The sequence below is a fragment of the Nocardia sp. 149-1B genome (assembly GCF_057747975.1).
Window position 1 is genome coordinate 2,858,723 of record NZ_CM173233.1, and the last position, 18,132, is coordinate 2,876,854.

General features: G+C 68.0%; 10 protein-coding genes and 2 rRNA genes. 4 read left to right on the forward strand and 8 right to left on the reverse strand.

The genetic code is table 11. The features are described 5' to 3' along the window. Positions 1–5: 5 nt before the first annotated feature. From AC3ANS_RS13760 to tyrS, 4 genes are all read right to left on the reverse strand, one after another. Positions 6–3,108: ribosomal RNA gene (locus AC3ANS_RS13760) — 23S ribosomal RNA — on the reverse strand. Between the two features lie 444 nt (positions 3,109–3,552). After that, positions 3,553–5,077, reverse strand: a 16S ribosomal RNA gene (locus AC3ANS_RS13765). Together the 16S and 23S rRNA genes form the textbook arrangement of a ribosomal RNA operon. A 526-nt stretch (positions 5,078–5,603) precedes the next feature. Continuing rightward, entirely contained in the window at positions 5,604–6,662 is a 1,059-nt protein-coding gene (locus AC3ANS_RS13770) for an alpha-hydroxy acid oxidase (protein WP_488292153.1), read from the reverse strand. A 2-nt stretch (positions 6,663–6,664) separates the two neighbouring features. Beyond that, a complete protein-coding gene (gene tyrS / locus AC3ANS_RS13775) occupies positions 6,665–7,930 on the reverse strand; it encodes a tyrosine--tRNA ligase (protein ID WP_488296499.1) in 1,266 nt (421 codons plus the stop codon). Positions 7,931–8,066: 136 nt separating this feature from the next. Here tyrS and AC3ANS_RS13780 point away from each other — a divergent pair, with 136 nt between their 5' ends. The 3 genes from AC3ANS_RS13780 to AC3ANS_RS13790 all read left to right on the forward strand — a co-directional run bounded on the left by AC3ANS_RS13780 (position 8,067) and on the right by AC3ANS_RS13790 (position 13,054). Next, positions 8,067–9,497 (forward strand): serine/threonine-protein kinase, encoded by a 1,431-nt coding sequence (locus AC3ANS_RS13780; protein ID WP_488292154.1) that lies wholly within the window; start codon positions 8,067–8,069, stop codon positions 9,495–9,497. A 33-nt stretch (positions 9,498–9,530) separates the two neighbouring features. Then, positions 9,531–12,755 carry a response regulator gene (locus AC3ANS_RS13785; RefSeq protein ID WP_488292155.1) on the forward strand — a complete coding sequence of 1,075 codons (3,225 nt, stop codon included), beginning with the start codon at positions 9,531–9,533 and terminating at the stop codon, positions 12,753–12,755. An 89-nt stretch (positions 12,756–12,844) separates the two neighbouring features. Next, positions 12,845–13,054: a hypothetical protein gene (locus AC3ANS_RS13790; protein WP_488292156.1), complete on the forward strand. Its 210-nt coding sequence runs from the start codon at positions 12,845–12,847 to the stop codon at positions 13,052–13,054. A gap of 13 nt (positions 13,055–13,067) precedes the next feature. On the opposite strand, the gene AC3ANS_RS13795 is transcribed toward AC3ANS_RS13790, so the two are convergent. Next, positions 13,068–13,286 (reverse strand): DUF3099 domain-containing protein, encoded by a 219-nt coding sequence (locus AC3ANS_RS13795; protein ID WP_488292157.1) that lies wholly within the window; start codon positions 13,284–13,286, stop codon positions 13,068–13,070. A gap of 49 nt (positions 13,287–13,335) precedes the next feature. Between AC3ANS_RS13795 and AC3ANS_RS13800 the strand changes: the two genes are divergently transcribed. Beyond that, positions 13,336–14,307 (forward strand): aldo/keto reductase, encoded by a 972-nt coding sequence (locus AC3ANS_RS13800; RefSeq protein WP_488292158.1) that lies wholly within the window; start codon positions 13,336–13,338, stop codon positions 14,305–14,307. Between the two features lie 12 nt (positions 14,308–14,319). Here the strand turns inward: AC3ANS_RS13800 and AC3ANS_RS13805 are convergent, their stop codons facing one another. The 3 genes from AC3ANS_RS13805 to AC3ANS_RS13815 form a co-directional block, all read right to left on the reverse strand. Beyond that, complete coding sequence (locus tag AC3ANS_RS13805; protein WP_488292159.1) at positions 14,320–15,999, reverse strand: PucR family transcriptional regulator; 1,680 nt, start codon at positions 15,997–15,999, stop codon at positions 14,320–14,322. Positions 16,000–16,105: 106 nt separating this feature from the next. Then, positions 16,106–17,212 carry an o-succinylbenzoate synthase gene (gene menC / locus AC3ANS_RS13810; RefSeq protein ID WP_488292160.1) on the reverse strand — a complete coding sequence of 369 codons (1,107 nt, stop codon included), beginning with the start codon at positions 17,210–17,212 and terminating at the stop codon, positions 16,106–16,108. Then, positions 17,209–18,102, reverse strand: a complete 894-nt coding sequence (locus AC3ANS_RS13815; protein WP_488292161.1) for a GNAT family N-acetyltransferase — start codon at positions 18,100–18,102, stop codon at positions 17,209–17,211. Before AC3ANS_RS13815 ends, menC begins: the two co-directional genes overlap by 4 nt. Between the last annotated feature and the right edge of the window lie 30 nt (positions 18,103–18,132).

The window sequence follows — 18,132 nt, forward strand, 5'->3', positions numbered from 1 at the left end:
GTTTGTAAGACAAGCCCTCGGCCTATTAGTACCGGTCGGCTGGGCATTGCTGCTGTACACCTCCGGCCTATCAACCCAGTGTTCTGCTGGGGGCCTTACCCCCTCAAGGGGGTGGGAAACCTCATCTTGAAACGTGCTTCCCGCTTAGATGCATTCAGCGGTTATCACTTCCGAACGTAGCTAACCAGCCGTGCCCCTGGCGGGACAACTGGCACACCAGAGGTTCGTCCATCCCGGTCCTCTCGTACTAGGGACAGCCTTTCTCAAGTTTCCTGCGCGCGCGGCGGATAGGGACCGAACTGTCTCACGACGTTCTAAACCCAGCTCGCGTGCCGCTTTAATGGGCGAACAGCCCAACCCTTGGGACCTACTCCAGCCCCAGGATGCGACGAGCCGACATCGAGGTGCCAAACCATCCCGTCGATATGGACTCTTGGGGAAGATCAGCCTGTTATCCCCGGGGTACCTTTTATCCGTTGAGCGACGTCGCTTCCACATGCCGACGCCGGATCACTAGTTCCGACTTTCGTCCCTGCTCGACATGTCTGTCTCACAGTCAAGCTCCCTTGTGCACTTACACTCGCCACCTGATTGCCAACCAGGCTGAGGGAACCTTTGAGCGCCTCCGTTACATTTTAGGAGGCAACCGCCCCAGTTAAACTACCCATCAGGCACTGTCCCTGATCCAGATAATGGACCTAGGTTAGACATCTAGTACGACCAGAGTGGTATTTCAACGTTGACTCCACACTCACTGGCGTGAATGCTTCACAGTCTCCCACCTATCCTACACAAGCCGAACCAAACACCAATACCAAACTATAGTAAAGGTCCCGGGGTCTTTCCGTCCTGCCGCGCGTAACGAGCATCTTTACTCGTAGTGCAATTTCGCCGAGTCCACGGTTGAGACAGCGCCCAAGTCGTTACTCCATTCGTGCAGGTCGGAACTTACCCGACAAGGAATTTCGCTACCTTAGGATGGTTATAGTTACCACCGCCGTTTACTGGGGCTTAAGTTCTCAGCTTCGAACTTGCGTTCTAACCGGTCCCCTTAACCTTCCAGCACCGGGCAGGAGTCAGTCCGTATACATCGTCTTACAACTTCGCACGGACCTATGTTTTTAGTAAACAGTCGCTTGGGCCTGGTCTCTGCGGCCATCACCGCTTCCACACGCAAGGTGTGTCACGGATCCGGCCCCCCTTCTCCCGAAGTTACGGGGGCATTTTGCCGAGTTCCTTAACCATGGTTCGCTCGATCGCCTTGGTATTCTCTACCTGATCACCTGAGTCGGTTTGGGGTACGGGCGGCGCGCAGCTCGCTAGAGGTTTTTCTCGACAGCATAGGATCACCCACTACTCCATTAAGGATCGGCATCGGATCTCAGGGCCGGCATCCAAGCCAGCAGTCCGGATTTACCTGGACCACCCCCTACATCCTTACCCGTGGACAACCATCGCCACGGTTGGGCTACCTTCCTGTGTCACCCCATCGCTTGACTACTACCAGATCGGGTCCCGCGCTCCCCTCACCCGCCTCACCCCGAAGGGATCGGTCAGATGAGCTTCGGGCGGTTAGCATCACCGGGTTCGTCATGGGCGCTGCTTTGCCGGTACGGGAATATCAACCCGTTGTCCATCGACTACGCCTGTCGGCCTCGCCTTAGGTCCCGACTTACCCAGGGCAGATTAGCTTGACCCTGGAACCCTTGATCATTCGGCGCAGGAGTTTCTCACTCCTGATTCGCTACTCATGCCTGCATTCTCACTCGTGTCGCGTCCACCCCTGGATCACTCCGGAGCTTCACTCGCGACACGACGCTCCCCTACCCATCCACACACCCGTTGGGGCTGTTGCGTGAATGCCATAGCTTCGGCGGATGACTTGAGCCCCGCTACATTGTCGGCGCGGAATCACTTGACCAGTGAGCTATTACGCACTCTTTCAAGGGTGGCTGCTTCCAAGCCAACCTCCTGGTTGTCAATGCGACTCCACATCCTTTTCCACTTAGTCACCGCTTAGGGGCCTTAGCTGATGGTCTGGGCTGTTTCCCTCTCGACAATGGAGCTTATCCCCCACTGTCTCACTGCTGCGCTCTCACTTACCGGCATTCGGAGTTTGGCTAACGTCAGTAACCTGGTAGGGCCCATCGGCTATCCAGTGCTCTACCTCCGGCAAGAAACACGCAACGCTGCACCTAAATGCATTTCGGGGAGAACCAGCTATCACGAAGTTTGATTGGCCTTTCACCCCTATCCACAGGTCATCCCCTCAGTTTTCAACCTAAGTGGGTTCGGTCCTCCACGCGGTCTTACCCGCGCTTCAACCTGCCCATGGATAGATCACTTCGCTTCGGGTCTTGATCGTGCTACTAAAACGCCCTATTAGGACTCGCTTTCGCTACGGCTCCCCCACACGGGTTAACCTCGCAACACAACGCAAACTCGCAGGCTCATTCTTCAAAAGGCACGCCGTCACCCTCACAGGCTCCGACGGATTGTAGGCACACGGTTTCAGGTACTATTTCACTCCCCGCCAGGGGTACTTTTCACCTTTCCCTCACGGTACTTGTCCGCTATCGGTCATCAAGGAGTATTTAGGCTTAACGGGTGGTCCCGCCAGATTCACACGGAATTTCAGGGGTTCCGTGTTACTTGGGATACCACTCAGCAGATCCTGGCTTACACTTACGGGGCTATCACCCTCTACGGCGCCACTTTCCAATGGACTTCAACTTCACCAGAATTTTCTTACTGCTTGACCAGCCGGCAGACCGGTCCAAATGGTCCCACAACCCCCTCTACGCAACCCCTGCCGGGTATCACACGCAAAGGGTTTAGCCTGATCCGATTTCGCTCGCCACTACTCTCGGAATCACTATTGTTTTCTCTTCCTACCGGTACTGAGATGTTTCACTTCCCGGCGTTCCCTCCACACACCCTATATATTCAGGTGCAGGTAACACGACATGACTCGTGCTGGGTTCCCCCATTCGGACACCCCCGGATCACAGCTCGGTTGCCAACTCCCCAGGGCTTATCGCAGGCTCCTACGTCCTTCATCGGCTCTTGATGCCAAGGCATCCACCATGTGCCCTTCATAGCTTGTCTCACAAACACTCAACAAAAACTACAAAGACTCTGAACACCACCACCACCAAACAACCCCACAAGGCTGCCCGCTGACCATGGCGTCAAAAAGTGACCGGACCTGGTGTAGTCCAGTCACAGATGCTCGCGTCCACTATCCAATTCACAAACAACCAGCCCACCAACACCCAACCCCACCCCACAGGGCAAGACCAGACGAAAGAGGCACAAGAAAAACCAGAAACCCTGTCACCAAGGCCTGATCCCTCAGGGCCCAACAGTGTGCCACGACCCACCCCACCCCGCCGACCCCCAGGTTCCACACCAGCAACCCCCCGAAGAGAGCAGACCAGCAGTACTGAGAGGACCAACAACATGGACCAGATCATTCATCGACGATTCCACTAGTGAACACCACCATGCGTGACCGTACATCCGACGGCCATCGGGGCGTGTGCTCCTTAGAAAGGAGGTGATCCAGCCGCACCTTCCGGTACGGCTACCTTGTTACGACTTCGTCCCAATCGCCAGCCCCACCTTCGACGGCTCCTCCCACAAGGGTTAGGCCACCGGCTTCGGGTGTTGCCGACTTTCGTGACGTGACGGGCGGTGTGTACAAGGCCCGGGAACGTATTCACCGCAGCGTTGCTGATCTGCGATTACTAGCGACTCCGACTTCATGGGGTCGAGTTGCAGACCCCAATCCGAACTGAGACCGGCTTTTTGGGATTCGCTCCGCCTTACAGCATCGCAGCCCTTTGTACCGGCCATTGTAGCATGCGTGAAGCCCTGGACATAAGGGGCATGATGACTTGACGTCATCCCCACCTTCCTCCGAGTTGACCCCGGCAGTCTCCTATGAGTCCCCACCATAACGTGCTGGCAACATAGGACGAGGGTTGCGCTCGTTGCGGGACTTAACCCAACATCTCACGACACGAGCTGACGACAGCCATGCACCACCTGTACACCGACTAAAAGGGGCACCATCTCTGGCGCTTTCCGGCGTATGTCAAACCCAGGTAAGGTTCTTCGCGTTGCATCGAATTAATCCGCATGCTCCGCCGCTTGTGCGGGCCCCCGTCAATTCCTTTGAGTTTTAGCCTTGCGGCCGTACTCCCCAGGCGGGGCGCTTAATGCGTTAGCTGCGGCACGGAACCCATGGAATAGGCCCCACACCTAGCGCCCAACGTTTACGGTGTGGACTACCAGGGTATCTAATCCTGTTCGCTCCCCACACTTTCGCTCCTCAGCGTCAGGACATGCCCAGAGAACCGCCTTCGCCACCGGTGTTCCTCCTGATATCTGCGCATTTCACCGCTACACCAGGAATTCCGTTCTCCCCTGCATGCCTCTAGTCTGCCCGTATCGAAAGCAAGCACCGAGTTAAGCCCGGCGTTTTCACTCCCGACGCGACAAACCGCCTACGAGCCCTTTACGCCCAATAATTCCGGACAACGCTCGCACCCTACGTATTACCGCGGCTGCTGGCACGTAGTTGGCCGGTGCTTCTTCTGTACCTACCGTCACCACCATTACCGGTGCTTCGTCGGTACTGAAAGAGGTTTACAACCCGAAGGCCGTCATCCCTCACGCGGCGTTGCTGGATCAGGCTTCCGCCCATTGTCCAATATTCCCCACTGCTGCCTCCCGTAGGAGTCTGGGCCGTGTCTCAGTCCCAGTGTGGCCGGTCACCCTCTCAGGCCGGCTACCCGTCGAAGCCTTGGTAGGCCATTACCCCACCAACAAGCTGATAGGCCGCGAGCACATCCCCCACCGAAAAAACTTTCCACACAGAGCACATGCGTACCTGTGTCGTATCCGGTATTAGCCACCGTTTCCGGTAGTTATCCCAAAGTGAAGGGCAGATTACTCACGTGTTACTCACCCGTTCGCCGCTCGAGTACCCCGAAGGGCCTTTCCGCTCGACTTGCATGTGTTAAGCACGCCGCCAGCGTTCGTCCTGAGCCAGGATCAAACTCTCCGTTGAAAACAACACCCCACACCAACCAAAAAGACCGATGCAAGGAAAAAGAGATGCCTGACAGGAGACACTGACAATTGTCAGAATCATTGTCAAAGAAACCATCAACCAACACCCCCACCCACCAAAAGGCAAGCAGAAACATCAGTCAACGGGGCATTACAAACTAATTCGTCGACTATGACACACTGTTGAGTTCTCAAGAATCAGACGCACACCGTGCTCCACACTTTCGCGTTTCGCTTGCGGCGACTCGTAAAACTTAGCGGTTTGAATTCCTCCGCGCAAATCCGCGGCTTTTCCGCTGCACCAACCGCACGCCAAAAGAACCTCGATGATCTCCGAGGCCGCTAGCGCGCGCACTCGAACACCGGTGAGGGTGGTGTGAGAGAGGTGGTCGCTCGGGGCCGGTGGCCCGACCTCGCGGTCTTGCCTCCCGCCGCTCCCTGGCGACTCGGAGAACATTAGGGGACCTCCGGCGCGAGTTCAAATCGAGCCCGCGTGACCCGGGCCACAATCGCGTTTGTGCAGGTCAGAGGGGGGTATCGCGCTGCGCCACGGCGAGTCCGACCGCCTCGGCGACCGTGCGCGCCCCCGCCAGCCGCAGCGACTCCACCAGGTGCGCCAGCAGCTCGCGGTGCAGCCGGGCGACGCCGTCGGCGCCGTCGAGCAGCGCGAGGAGGGGCGATCTGCCCAGGAACGCCGCTCGGGCGCCCAGCCCCAGGGCGGCCAGCACGTCGAGACCGTTGCGGATGCCGCCGTCGACGTACACCTCGGCCTGCTCCCCCACGGCCGCGACCACCTCGGGCAGACAGGCGGCCGTGCCGGCGGTCCGGTCCAGCTGACGTCCGCCGTGGTTGGACACCCACACCGCGCGGGCGCCGGCATGGACGCAACGCACAGCGTCCTCGGGCCGCAGCACGCCCTTCACCACCACGGGCAGGCCCGTGCGGGCCGCGACCCACCCGATGTCGTGGGGTCCGAGGTCGAGGGCCTTCTCCGACCCGGGCTGCTGGTCATAGCCGGGGTCGAAGTTCACGCGCAGCATCGCGGGGTCGACCGTCTCCCAGACCGCGGGTGTGCCCGGAGTCGCGTACTTGGTGCCGACCACGGGGGTGTCGACGGTCAGGACGACGGCGCCGGCCCCCGCGGCGACCGCGCGCTCGAGCATCGGCTCGGCGAGCGTCCGGTCGGCGGGCAGGTAGGCCTGGAGCCACCAGTGGACTCCGGTGGCGCCGATCTCGTCGAACGGCGTGCCCGCGTTGCTCGACACGACCATCAGGGCGCCGGCGTCGGCGCACGCCTGCGCCATCGCCAGCTCACCGTCCGGGTGGATCGCACGTTGCAGCGTGCTCGGGGCCACCCCCCACGGCACCCGGAGGGAGTGGCCCAGCAGCTCGACCGACGTCTCGACGTGGGTGACGTCGTGGAGCACCCGAGGGCGGAAGCGCACGGCTCGCCAGGCGTCCGTGGCCTCTCCTGTCGTCACGGAGTCCCGAGCGCCCTGCAGGACGTACTCGAGCACCGCGGCCGGGAGCGCGTCGCGGCCCCGCTGCTCGAGCGTGTCCAACCAGCGCGCATCCGGCTCCACGGTCAACGGACCTCGACCCCGGCGAAGTTCTTCTTGCCCCGGCGCAGCACCAGCCAGGTCCCGTCGATGAGCTCGTCCGCGGTCGGCACGTGCTCGGGGTCCTCGACGCGCACGTTGTTCAGGTAGGCACCGCCCTCGGCGATCGTGCGGCGCGCCTCACCCTTGCTCTTCGCGAGGCCGGTCGCGACCAGGAGGTCGACCACGGTCGGCACTCCCTCGTCCCCGTCGACCGAGGTGCTGCCGGCCTCGCGGAGCGCGGCGCCCAGGGTGGCGCCGCTCAGGTCGGCCAGGTCGCCGCCCCCGAACAGCGCCGCGGACGCCGCCTTGATCCGCTCGGTCTCCTCGGCCCCGTGCACCATCGTCGTGACGTGCTCGGCCAGGGCGCGTTGACCGGCCCGGAGGAAGGGCTTCTCGGCATGCTGCGCCTCGAGCTCCTCGATCTCCTCGCGGGAGAAGAACGTGAACACCCGCAGGAGCTCGCCGACCTTCTCGTCCTCGGCGTTGAGCCAGAACTGGTAGAAGGCGTACGGCGACATCATGTCGGCGTCCAGCCACAGGGCGCCGCCCTCGGTCTTGCCGTACTTGGTGCCGTCGGCCTTGGTGAGCAGCGGGGTCGCGAACGCGTGCGCCTTGCCGCCGTCCGCCCGGCGGATCAGCTCGACCCCGGCGGTCAGGTTGCCCCACTGGTCCGAGCCACCGAACTGGAGCGTCACCGCGTGGTCGCGGTAGAGGTTCAAGAAGTCGAGCGACTGGAGCAGGACGTAGCTGAACTCGGTGTAGCTGATGCCGGACTCCAGGCGGCGGCTGACCACGTCGCGGGCCAGCATCCGGTTGACCGGGAAGTGCTTGCCGATGTCGCGCAGGAAGTCGATGGTCGACAGGCTCGCGGTCCAGTCGTAGTTGTTGACCATCGTGGCGGCGTTGTCGCCCTCGAAGGAGAGGAACGGCTCGATCTGGCCCCGCACCCGGCCCACCCACTCCTTGACCGTGTCGAGCGAGTTGAGCGTGCGCTCCCCGGAGTCACGGGGGTCGCCGATCATGCCGGTCGCCCCGCCGACCAGGGCGTACGGCGTGTGGCCGGCCAGCTGGAGCCGCCGCGCCGTCAGCACCTGCACGAGGTGACCCATGTGCAGGCTGGGCGCGGTCGGGTCGAAGCCCACGTAGAACCGGATGCTCCCCCCGGCCAGAGCCTCGCGCAGGGCGTCGAGGTCCGTCGAGTGCGCGATGAGTCCGCGCCACTCCAGGTCGTCGAGGAGGGTCTGGTCGATCGACACGGTGAGCCTTTCGTGCTGGGTGGATCTGGTGGGTACGAGCAGGTCAAGCCTGCCCCATGCCGGCATCCGGCGCCCACCGGGTTGCTGGGACGCGGCACTAGGCTGGCGCGGATCCGGGAAGGGACGGCACGTGATCGCTGGTAGGTACACGCTCGAGCGCGAGGTGGGGCGCGGCGGCATGGGCGCCGTCTGGCTCGGCCTCGACGAGGTGCTCGGCCGTCAGGTCGCGCTCAAGCGCGTCGGGATGGCTCCGGGCGTGAGCGCACCCGACCTGGCCCGCGCCGAGCGTGAGGCGCGGCTCGCGGCTCGGCTCAACCATCCGCACGTGGTCGCGGTCTACGACCTGGTGACCGACGGCCCCGACAACGCCGAGCAGTGGCTGGTGATGGAGTACGTCGAGGGCTCGACGCTCGCGGAGCTGGTCCGGCGGGAGGGGCCGCTGTCACCCGACCGCGCGGCCGCGGTCGTCGGGCAGGCCGCCGACGCGCTGGCCGCGGCCCACGCGGCGGGGATCGTGCACCGCGACGTGAAGCCCTCCAACCTCCTGGTGGCACCCGACGGGCAGGTGAAGCTCTCCGACTTCGGGATCGCCCGAGCGGAGGCGGACGCCTCCCTGACCCAGACCGGGCTCGTGACCGGCTCGCCGGCCTACCTCTCCCCCGAGGTCGCCTCGGGTCAGCTGGCCACGGACGCCAGCGACGTCTGGTCGCTGGGCGCGACGCTCTTCCACGCGCTCGCCGGCCACCCGCCGTACGAGGTCGGGGACAACGTCCTCGGAGCGCTCTACCGGATCGTCCACGAGGAGCCGCCGCGTCTGCCGGAGGCGGGCTGGCTGGCCCCGCTGCTGGTGGCCACGATGTGCCGCGAGCCGGCCGGTCGCTGGCCGATGGCCCGCGTGCGCGACGTGCTGGCCGCCGGTCCCTCGACCCCGGTCCTCACGAGCGTCCCGCCGCCCAGGACGATCTCCCCTCGGCCGGACCTCGACCAGACCCGGTTGTTGTCGCGGGCCGTGCCGCCGGTCCCGCCGGCCACGCCTGCGGTGGACACGGCGCCGGAGCCCGACTCCCGGCGTCGCGGCCGGCTGGTGCCGGTGCTCGCCGCTCTCGCGGCCGTGATCGCGATCGCGCTGGTGGGCTGGCTGGCCTACCAAGCCGGCCTGGACGGCGACAACGGGGGCAACGGCGCCAACGCGGGGGCGGGTCGCACGACCAAGGGGCCCAGCGGCGGTCCCTCCGGCAGCGGCACGGCTCCCCAGGTCACCGCGGACGGCATGGAGAACTTCATCGAGGACTACCTCGCCACGGTGACCTCGGACCCCAAGGCCGCGTGGGAGCGCCTCACCCCCGCGTTCCAGGAGGCGAGCGGCGGGTACGGCGGCTACACGTCGTTCTGGAAGGGCATCGCCAGCGCCGACGTGCTCTCGGCGCACGCGGATCCGGCGAGCCGGAAGATCTCCTACACGGTGGAGTACCTCCATCGTGACGGGAGCAAGACGAGCGACGACGTGACGCTCGTGCTCCAAGGCGATGACGGGGAGTACCTGATCTCCGCCGAGCCGTGATCCCCGGGCCCTATCGTGTCTGCGGGAGGTGCGATGGAGCGCGCAACGCTGTACCGGGACGTGGTCGAGACGACCCCGGCCGGCATCTGGGTCTTCGACCTCGACGGTAGGACGCTCTACGCGAACCCCGCCCTGCGCGAGCTCTTCGGGGTCGACGAGGAGGAGGTCCTCCGGCTCACGGTGTTCGACTCGCTCGACGAGACGGGCAAGGAGCAGTTCGCCGCCCACCTCGACGAGCTGCGGGCCGGCCGCGTCAACGACGACGACGTGGAGTGCCGCTTCGTCCGCCGGGACGGCACGACGCTGTGGGTGAGCGTCTCCGAGAGCCTGCTGCACGACCCCGACGGCTCGGTCGCCGTCCTGCACCGGCTCACCGACTGCAGCGATCGCCGTGCGGCGCTCCAGGAGCTCACGACCAGTCAGCGCCGGCTCGCCGAGGCCCAGCGGATCGCTCGGATCGGCAGCTGGCAGTGGGATCTGGTCCGCGACGAGATCTGGGGATCCGAGGAGCTCTACGCGCTGTACGGGCTCGACCCCGAGACGTTCCCGGCGACGTACGACGACTTCCTCGAGATCGTGCACGGGGAGGACCGCGCCGAGGTCGACGCGGCGGTCCAGGCCGCGCGGACCACGCCGGGCGACTTCGTGTTCGTCGCCCGGGTCCGGACCGCGGACGACGACTGGGTCTGGACGCGGGGCCGGGGGGTCTCGCTCGCCGATGACCGGGGCCGGGTGGTGTCGATGTACGGCACCCACCAGGACATCACCGAGACCAAGCTCGCCGAGATCGCCCTGGAGGACCTGGTCCGGCAGAACACGCTGATGCAGGCGGTGGCCACCGCGGCCAACGAGGCAGGGACGCTCGAGGAGGTGCTCGTGCAGGCCCGCCACCTGGTGCTCCTGCACGACGACTGGGTCCGCGGCCGCGCGTTCGTGCGCACCGAGGACGGCGACCGCGTCGTACCCCTCTACGTCACCGAGCAGGACCGTGCCGACGACGCGCTGACCGCCGAGGCGACCGCGATGGAGCTCGACCTGGCCAACCGCGCGTTCCGTGAGCGGCGCTCGGTGTGGGACGAGGACCGCCTGACGATCGCGTTCACGGTCGCCTACGCCGACGAGGTCGCCGCGGTACTCACGATCACCTCCGCCCCACCGCTGTACCGCTTCGAGCTGATCGAGTCGATGGTCGAGCAGGTCGCCGTCCAGCTCGGCCGGGTCGCCGAGCGCGAGCGCGGACAGCGTGAGCTCGCCGACGCCCGGGACGTCGCCGAGGCCGCGTCGCGGCAGAAGTCGGAGTTCCTGGCGACGATGAGCCACGAGATCCGCACCCCGCTCAACGGGGTCATCGGCCTCAACGACCTGCTCCTGCGGACCCGGCTCGATCCCGACCAGCTCCGGCTCGCCTCCGGGGTCCAGGTCGCCAGCCGCGCCCTGCTGAGCGTCATCAACGACATCCTCGACTTCTCGAAGATCGAGGCCGGCAAGCTCGAGCTCGAACGGCTCGACTTCGAGATCCGGCCGATCTTCGACCAGGTCGCGAGCCTGCTCGGCGAGGCCGCCCGCGCCAAGGGCCTGGAGCTCATCCTCTCCTGCCACCCCGACGTGCCCGAGGTGCTCAACGGCGACCCGACCCGGCTGGCCCAGGTGATCACGAACCTGGGATCCAACGCCGTGAAGTTCACCGAGAGGGGCGAGGTCTTCATCCGGGCGACGGCCGTCCCCGGCCCCGGTGGGCGCACCCGGCTGCGCGTGACGGTCACCGACACCGGGGTGGGTGTCCCCGAGGCCCACGTCGAGGCGCTCTTCGACGCCTTCACCCAGGCGGACGCCTCGACCACGCGCCGCTTCGGCGGCACCGGGCTGGGGCTGGCGATCTCGCGCGAGATCGTGCAGGCGCTCGACGGGGAGATCGGCCTGGAGCCCAACCCGGGCGGCGGGAGCGTCTTCTGGTTCACCGCCGACTTCGGTGCCCCCGGTGGTCCAGCGGTCGACGCGGAGGACGAGTACGCGCGCAGCTGGCTGACCGGGCGCCGGGTCCTGGTCGTCGACGACAACGAGCACAACCGGCTGATCCTCGAGGAGCAGCTGGCGTGGTGGGGGCTGCGCACCGCCTCGGCGGCCGGCGCCGACGAGGCCGAGCGCGTCGTGGCCGAGGCGCACTCCGCCGGCGACCCGTTCGAGGCGCTGCTGCTGGACATGTCGATGCCGGATCGCGACGGCCTCGACCTGGCGCGGGCGCTGCGCGCGGACCCGGCGTACGACCTGCGAGTCATCCTGGCGACCTCCGCCGTCACCCCGTCGGCCTGGGACCTGCGCACCGCCGGGATCCTCGACTGCCTGACGAAGCCGGTGCTCGGGGCGGAGCTGCGTGCCTCGCTGCTCCGTCACCTGGCGCAGGTCGCGCCACGCCCCCAGCCCGTGGTCGAGGAGGAGGAAGGCGAGGTCGGGCCGCCTCGCCGGGTGCTCGTCGTCGAGGACAACGCAGTCAACCAGCTGGTGGCGGCCGGACTCCTCGAGGCGCTCGGTTACGGCGTGCGCGTCGCCGACGACGGTGCAGCAGCACTGACCGCGTTGGCGCAGGAGGAGTTCGACGCGGTGCTCATGGACGTGCAGATGCCGCGCATGGACGGGTACGCCGCCACCCGCGCGATCCGGGCCGGCGAGGCCAACGGGGTCCGGCTGCCCGTGATCGCGATGACCGCCGCCGCGGTCGAGGGTGAACGGGACCGCTGCCTGGCCGCCGGGATGGACGACTTCTTGACGAAGCCGGTCGACGCGGCGGCCGTGGCGCAGGTGCTCGACCGGTGGATCGGCGCCGAGCGGGTGCCCGCACCGCGTACCGTGCGCATCGTGACCGAGGAGCAGACGACCACCGAGCCCGGCGTACCCGACGTGCCCGACGGCCTCGCCCTGGACCGCCTCGACGAGCTGCGTGATCTCGATCCCGGGAACACCGCCTACCTCGACCGGGCGATCGGCAACTTCGTGGCCAACACGCCCGGCACGCTCGAGGCGATCCGGGAGGCCCTGGGCGCGGGCGACACGGCCACGCTCAAGCAGGTCTCGCACAAGCTGGCCGGCGGCGCCCTCAACCTCGGCGTCACCCCGGCCGGACGCACCGCCCAGCAGATCGAGCTGGTCGCCGAGTCGGGCGCCATGGACCAGGTCCGCGAGCTCGTCGAGCGGCTGGCCGAGGAGCTCGAGCAGGGGCGCGCCGCGCTGCGGGCCTACCAGGCGCGCTACTCCCAGCGCTGAGCTCCGCCCGCCGGCGCAGACGCGGAGGGTTCGTGATGTCGAGCGCGGGGTACGACACCCGCGCGGGGACATCGACCTAGGGAGCAAGCATGCGGAGCCTGATCGGGATCATCGTCGTCGTCTGGCTGGTGATCGGTGCGGCAGCGGCGTGGCAGCGCGGCTACTTCGGCAACGACCGGGACGTCACCTGCAAGACCACGGGCGACACCGCCCTGACGATCGTCGCCGGACCACTCAACTACCTGGGCGCCAACCCCAAGGTGAACTGCCACGTGAAGGTCCCGCAGCCCTCGAAGTGACCGTCCTCCGGGGTCACGGCTGATCCTCGTCGAGCGTCGGAGGCGCGGACTCGTCCAAGGCTCCGTGGTTGCCGACGAAGGCAGCCACGGGCGGCAGCAGTGCGGCAAGGACGCTCATCGCCACCGCGGCGGTGGTCGACCACCACCGCACGACGTTCCAGGCCAGCACGATGAGCAGCACGCAGCTCCCCATCAGCACGAAGTAGGCGCGGTGCCGGGCGGAGCGGCGCATGCCGCGACGCTACGCCGGTGCGTCACCGGCCGGGTGGGAGGCTGTGGCCATGCGCTACACGAAGCTGGGCAGCACCGGTCTCGACGTGTCCGTGGTGACCCTGGGGTGCATGAGCTGGGGCGACCCCGCCCGCGGCGGCCACCCCTGGGTGCTCGACGAGAGCGCCGCGCGGACCATCATCGGCGCGGCACTCGAGGCGGGCATCACGGTCTTCGACACCGCCAACGTCTACTCCGGCGGGAGCAGCGAGGAGATCACCGGCCGCGCGCTGCGCGACCTCGCCCGGCGCGAGGACGTGGTGATCGCGACCAAGGTGCACGGGCGGATGCGGCCCGGGCCGTACGGCGCCGGACTGTCCCGCAAGGCGATCATGCACGAGATCGACGAGTCGCTGCGGCGGCTCGGCACCGACTACGTCGACCTCTACCAGATCCACCGCTGGGATCCGACGGTGCCGATCGAGGAGACGATGGAGGCCCTCCACGACGTGGTGCGCGCCGGCAAGGCGCGCTACCTGGGGGCGTCGTCGATGTACGCGTGGCAGTTCGCCAAGGCCCAGCACGTCGCCGTGACGCACGGGTGGACGCCGTTCGTCTCGATGCAGGACCACTACAACCTGATCTACCGCGAGGAGGAGCGCGAGATGCTCCCGCTCTGCGCGGACCTGGGCGTGGGCGTGATCCCGTGGAGCCCCCTGGCGAGAGGTCGGCTCACCCGGGACTGGGACGCAGCGACGGCCCGCGCCGAGACCGACGAGTTCGGCGCGTCCCTGTACCGCGACGAGGACCGGGCGATCGTCGAGACCGTCGCCGCGGTCGCCGAGCGCAGGGGCGTCCCGCGCGCGCAGGTCGCGCTCGCGTGGCTGCTGCACCAGCCCGTCGTGACCTCGCCGATCGTGGGCGTCACCCGCCCCGAGCACCTCGCCGACGCGGTCGCCGCGGTCGACCTGGAGCTCTCGGCCGACGAGCTCGCCGAGCTCGGTGCGGGGTACGTGCCGCACCCGATCGCCGGACACCAGTAGAGCGGACCGCGCTCAGGCGCCGGCGGTCTCGCCGTCCCGGGACGCGAGCACCCGCAGCTGGAGCATGGCCACGAACCGGGTCTCGGGATCGGCGAGGTCCATCTCGCCGACCTCGGCGACCCGGCGCAGCCGGTAGCGGAACGTGTTGGGGTGGACGAACAGCGCCTCCGCGGCCAGCGCCACGTCCCCGAACGCATCCAGCCAGGCGCGCAGGGTCTCGACCAGGAAGCTGCGGTGCTGGCGGTCGTAGTCGATCAGTCGCGCCAGCGAGCCCGTCGGCCGGTCGCCGCGGGCTGCGGCGAGGTCGCGCAGCTCCAGCATCAGTGCCTCGACCTGGATGTCGGCGAGGCGGGCGACCCGGCGCCCCCCGCGGCCGCCGCGCAGCACCCGGAGCGCGCGGTCGGTGCTCGATCGGGAGTGCACCAGGCCGGCGAGATCCTGCGCGACGGGCCCGATCCCCACGACGGGGCGCATCCGCTCCCCCACCCGGTCGAGGAAGTCCTGGGCGATCCGTACCGCGCGGTCCTCGCCGTCCTCGCCACCGCCGGGCATCGGCACCAGCCCGTAGGTGACGTCGCCGACCAGCGCGGCCGCCGAGCGCGGGTGCACCGCGCTGAGGTGCATCGCGAAGGCGTCGCTGAGCCGCTGCCGCTCGTGCACCACGGCAGCGCCCTCCATGGAGGCCGGCTCCTCGTCGGTGCCCGAGCTGGCCACGGCGAGCACCATCAGCGGCTGGCCGGCCAGGCCGAGGCGCTCGAGCGCCTCGCGAGCGCCGGCGCCGCCCTCGAGCGCCGAGCTGAGCAGGTCGGCTCGGAGCCGGCGCTGGACGTCGGCGCCTGCGCGGACCCGCAGCAGGTGCAGTGCGACGAGCTTGGCCGCGTCGCGCAGCGCATCGGTGCGCTCCTCGCTCAGCGGGCCGGGTACGGCGGCCCAGATCGAGCCGAGCACCTCGTCGCCGGCGCGCACCGCCACCGCCACGCGCGGCACCGAGAACGCCTCCTCGCTCTCGGTCGGCTCGATGAAGATCGGGACGTCGCTGCGGTGGAGCTCGCGGAAGACGCCGCGGTCGTTGAGCATGCGCGCGTAGCGCTCCGGGACCTGGCGGCCCAGGATCGTCTCGACGCGCGAGGGGTCGGCCTCGTCCTGACGTCCGGAGAACGCCAGCACGCGGGAGCTGCGGTCCTCGATGGTGATCGGGGCGTCCAGCAGCGATGCGATCGCGTTGGCGACCGCGAACAGGTCGCCGGACGGCAGTCCGCCCAGGGACTCCGGCTCCGCGACCCCGACGTCGCCCTCCGCCAGCAGCGATCGGAGCATCGCGGCGAGGTGCGCCCAGGGTGCTCCTCGGCTGAGTGCGAGCAGGGCGACGCCCGAGGCGTCGACGGCCTGGCGCAGGTGGTCGGTCAGGCGCACGGGGGCGCGCAGCACCAGGCCGGCCGCGCCCTGCCGCCCGAGGTCGCCCAGGAGCGCGGCCACCTGGTCGGGGTCGTCGAGACCGACCCCGAGGACCAGGGCGTGCGAGGGCAGCACCGGCTCGTCGACCGGGTCGTGGATGACCACCCCGCCGATGTCGTGACCAGCGTCCGGGTCGCCGTACACGAGGTCGAGCAGCGTGGCGCCGAGGTCGTCGAGGACCCGGCCGAGGCTGGCCCGCGGCCGGGCACCCGGAGCGGTGGTCATCGTGGTCAGCACCCTCCGACCGTAGGCGTCAGTGACCCGAGCCTACTTCGTGCGGGCGCACCAGATCGACGCCCTCGTTGGTATGGCCCGACAGGTTGGTCGGCGGCAAGCGCTCGCCTCAGGCGGGCACCCACTCGGTGGCGGTGGTGACCTCGTCGAGGGCGTCGGGGTGGGGCGCGACGCCGAGGCCGGGGCCGGTGGGTACGGCGAGGTGGCCCGCGTCGAGCACGAACGGCTCGGTGACGTCGGCCCGGTAGTAGCGACCCGAGGCCGAGGTGTCCCCAGGCAGCGTGAACCCGGGCAGGGCGGCCAGGGCGACGTTGGCCGCGCGGCCGAGTCCCGTCTCGAGCATCCCGCCACACCAGACCGGTACACCCGCCTCGACGCACACGTCGTGGATGCGGACGGCCTCGAGGTAGCCCCCGACCCGGCCGGGCTTGACGTTCACGATCGCGCAGGCGCCGAGCCGGATCGCGGCGGCCGCGGACTGCGCGGAGACGATCGACTCGTCGAGACACACCGGCGTGCTGATGACCTTCGCGAGGTCGGCGTGGCCGAGCACGTCCTCCTCCTCCAGCGGCTGCTCGATGAGCAGCAGGTCGAAGGGGTCCAGGCGCGCGAGGTGCTCGGCGTCGGCCAGCGTGTACGCCGTGTTCGCGTCGACCTGCAGCAGCACGTCGTCACCGAACCGCTCGCGGACCGCCCGCACCGGGTCGACGTCCCAGCCCGGCTCGATCTTGAGCTTGATCCGGACGTAGCCCTCGTCGAGGTAGCCCGCGACCGCGTCGAGCAGCGCCGGGATGCTGTCCATGATGCCGACGGACACCCCGCACGGGACGCGGTCGCGGGAGGCGCCGAGCTCGTCGCCGAACGAGCGGCCCTGCGCCCGCAGCTCGGCGTCGAGGACCCCCATCTCCAGCGCCGCCTTGGCCATCCGGTGGCCCTTGAACGGCAACAGCGCCGAGGCGACCGCGTGGGCGTCGACCGGTCCGGCCGCGGCCAGTGCCGGCACCAGGAAGCGGCGCAGCACGTCGGCGCAGGCCTCGACGTACTCCGAGGAGTAGAGCGGGTCGGGCATCGCCACGCACTCCCCCCAGCCCTCGCCCTCGTCGGTGACCACGCGCAGCACCATCAGCTCGCGCACGGTCTGGGTGCCGAAGGACGTGCGGAACGGCGAGACCAGGGGCATCGAGACGCGCCGCAGCTCGACGCCCTCGAGCTTCACCGGGTCCTCCGCACGACGTACCAGCCTTCGCGGTCGAAGCCGGTCACCCGGGCGCCGTCGGCCACCAGCGCCGAGAGTGCCTCGCGGACCTCGGTGCGCCACCGCATGGCGAGCGCGGGGTCTCGGCGGCGCAGCTCGGCGATGTCTCGCGGCACCGCGACCAGCGAGGTGCGCGCATCGAGACGCCCGCGCACCGGGGTGCCGGTGTCGGAGACCCCGAGCGCGACGGCCGCACCGGCCGCGAGCTCGTCGTCGACGACCGCCGAGGTGCCGCCGCCCGAGCACGCGGCGACCACGGCCGGGTCGCGCAGGCGCCACCGGACCAGCAGCCGGTCGGAGTCGTCGAGTCCGTTGATGCTGTCGGCCATCGCGCCGTAGAAGTTCGGGAGGTACTCCACCGGCTCGGCGGCGAGCTTGACCAGGTTGAAGTAGGCGTTGCGGCTGACCAGCGGGTCGAAGGTCCAGGCGATCTCCGAGATCCCGCGCAGCAGTGCCCAGGCCCGCTGGTGGAGCTTGAGCGCGAACCCGACGCTGCGTCCCGCAGTCTCCGGGGCGACCCCGGCGATGTGGCTGTGCAGGGCGTCCTCGGCCGGTGCGTGGAAGAACCCGACGCAGGCGCCGACGAGCTCGTCGGAGTCGGGACCGTCGAACGCACCGCCCACGTAGTTGCCGGCCTTGGTGAAGGCCCGCAGCAGCTCCAGCGTCATCGGCGGGTTGGTGTCACGGCCCCAGATCCGCGCGTAGAGCGCGACGACCCGCTCGAGGTCGGCCAGCTCGGTCAGCTCGCGGACCGACACGTGCGCCGCCTGCGCGGCCGCGTCGGCCGCCTGCACCGCGCGGTCCAGGTCGGTGTCGACGGGGGCGTCGACAGTGGGGGTCAGGTTGCTCACGGCACCCATGCTGCTCAGGTTCTCCGGGGT

Excerpts from the sequence above, each read along its gene's own strand:
- AC3ANS_RS13800 (WP_488292158.1), top strand. The coding sequence starts at position 13,336 with ATGCGCTACACGAAGCTGGGCAGCACCGGTCTCGACGTGTCCGTGGTG.
- AC3ANS_RS13795 (WP_488292157.1), bottom strand. The coding sequence starts at position 13,286 with ATGCGCCGCTCCGCCCGGCACCGCGCCTACTTCGTGCTGATGGGGAGC.
- AC3ANS_RS13785 (WP_488292155.1), top strand. The coding sequence starts at position 9,531 with ATGGAGCGCGCAACGCTGTACCGGGACGTGGTCGAGACGACCCCGGCC.
- AC3ANS_RS13790 (WP_488292156.1), top strand. The coding sequence starts at position 12,845 with ATGCGGAGCCTGATCGGGATCATCGTCGTCGTCTGGCTGGTGATCGGT.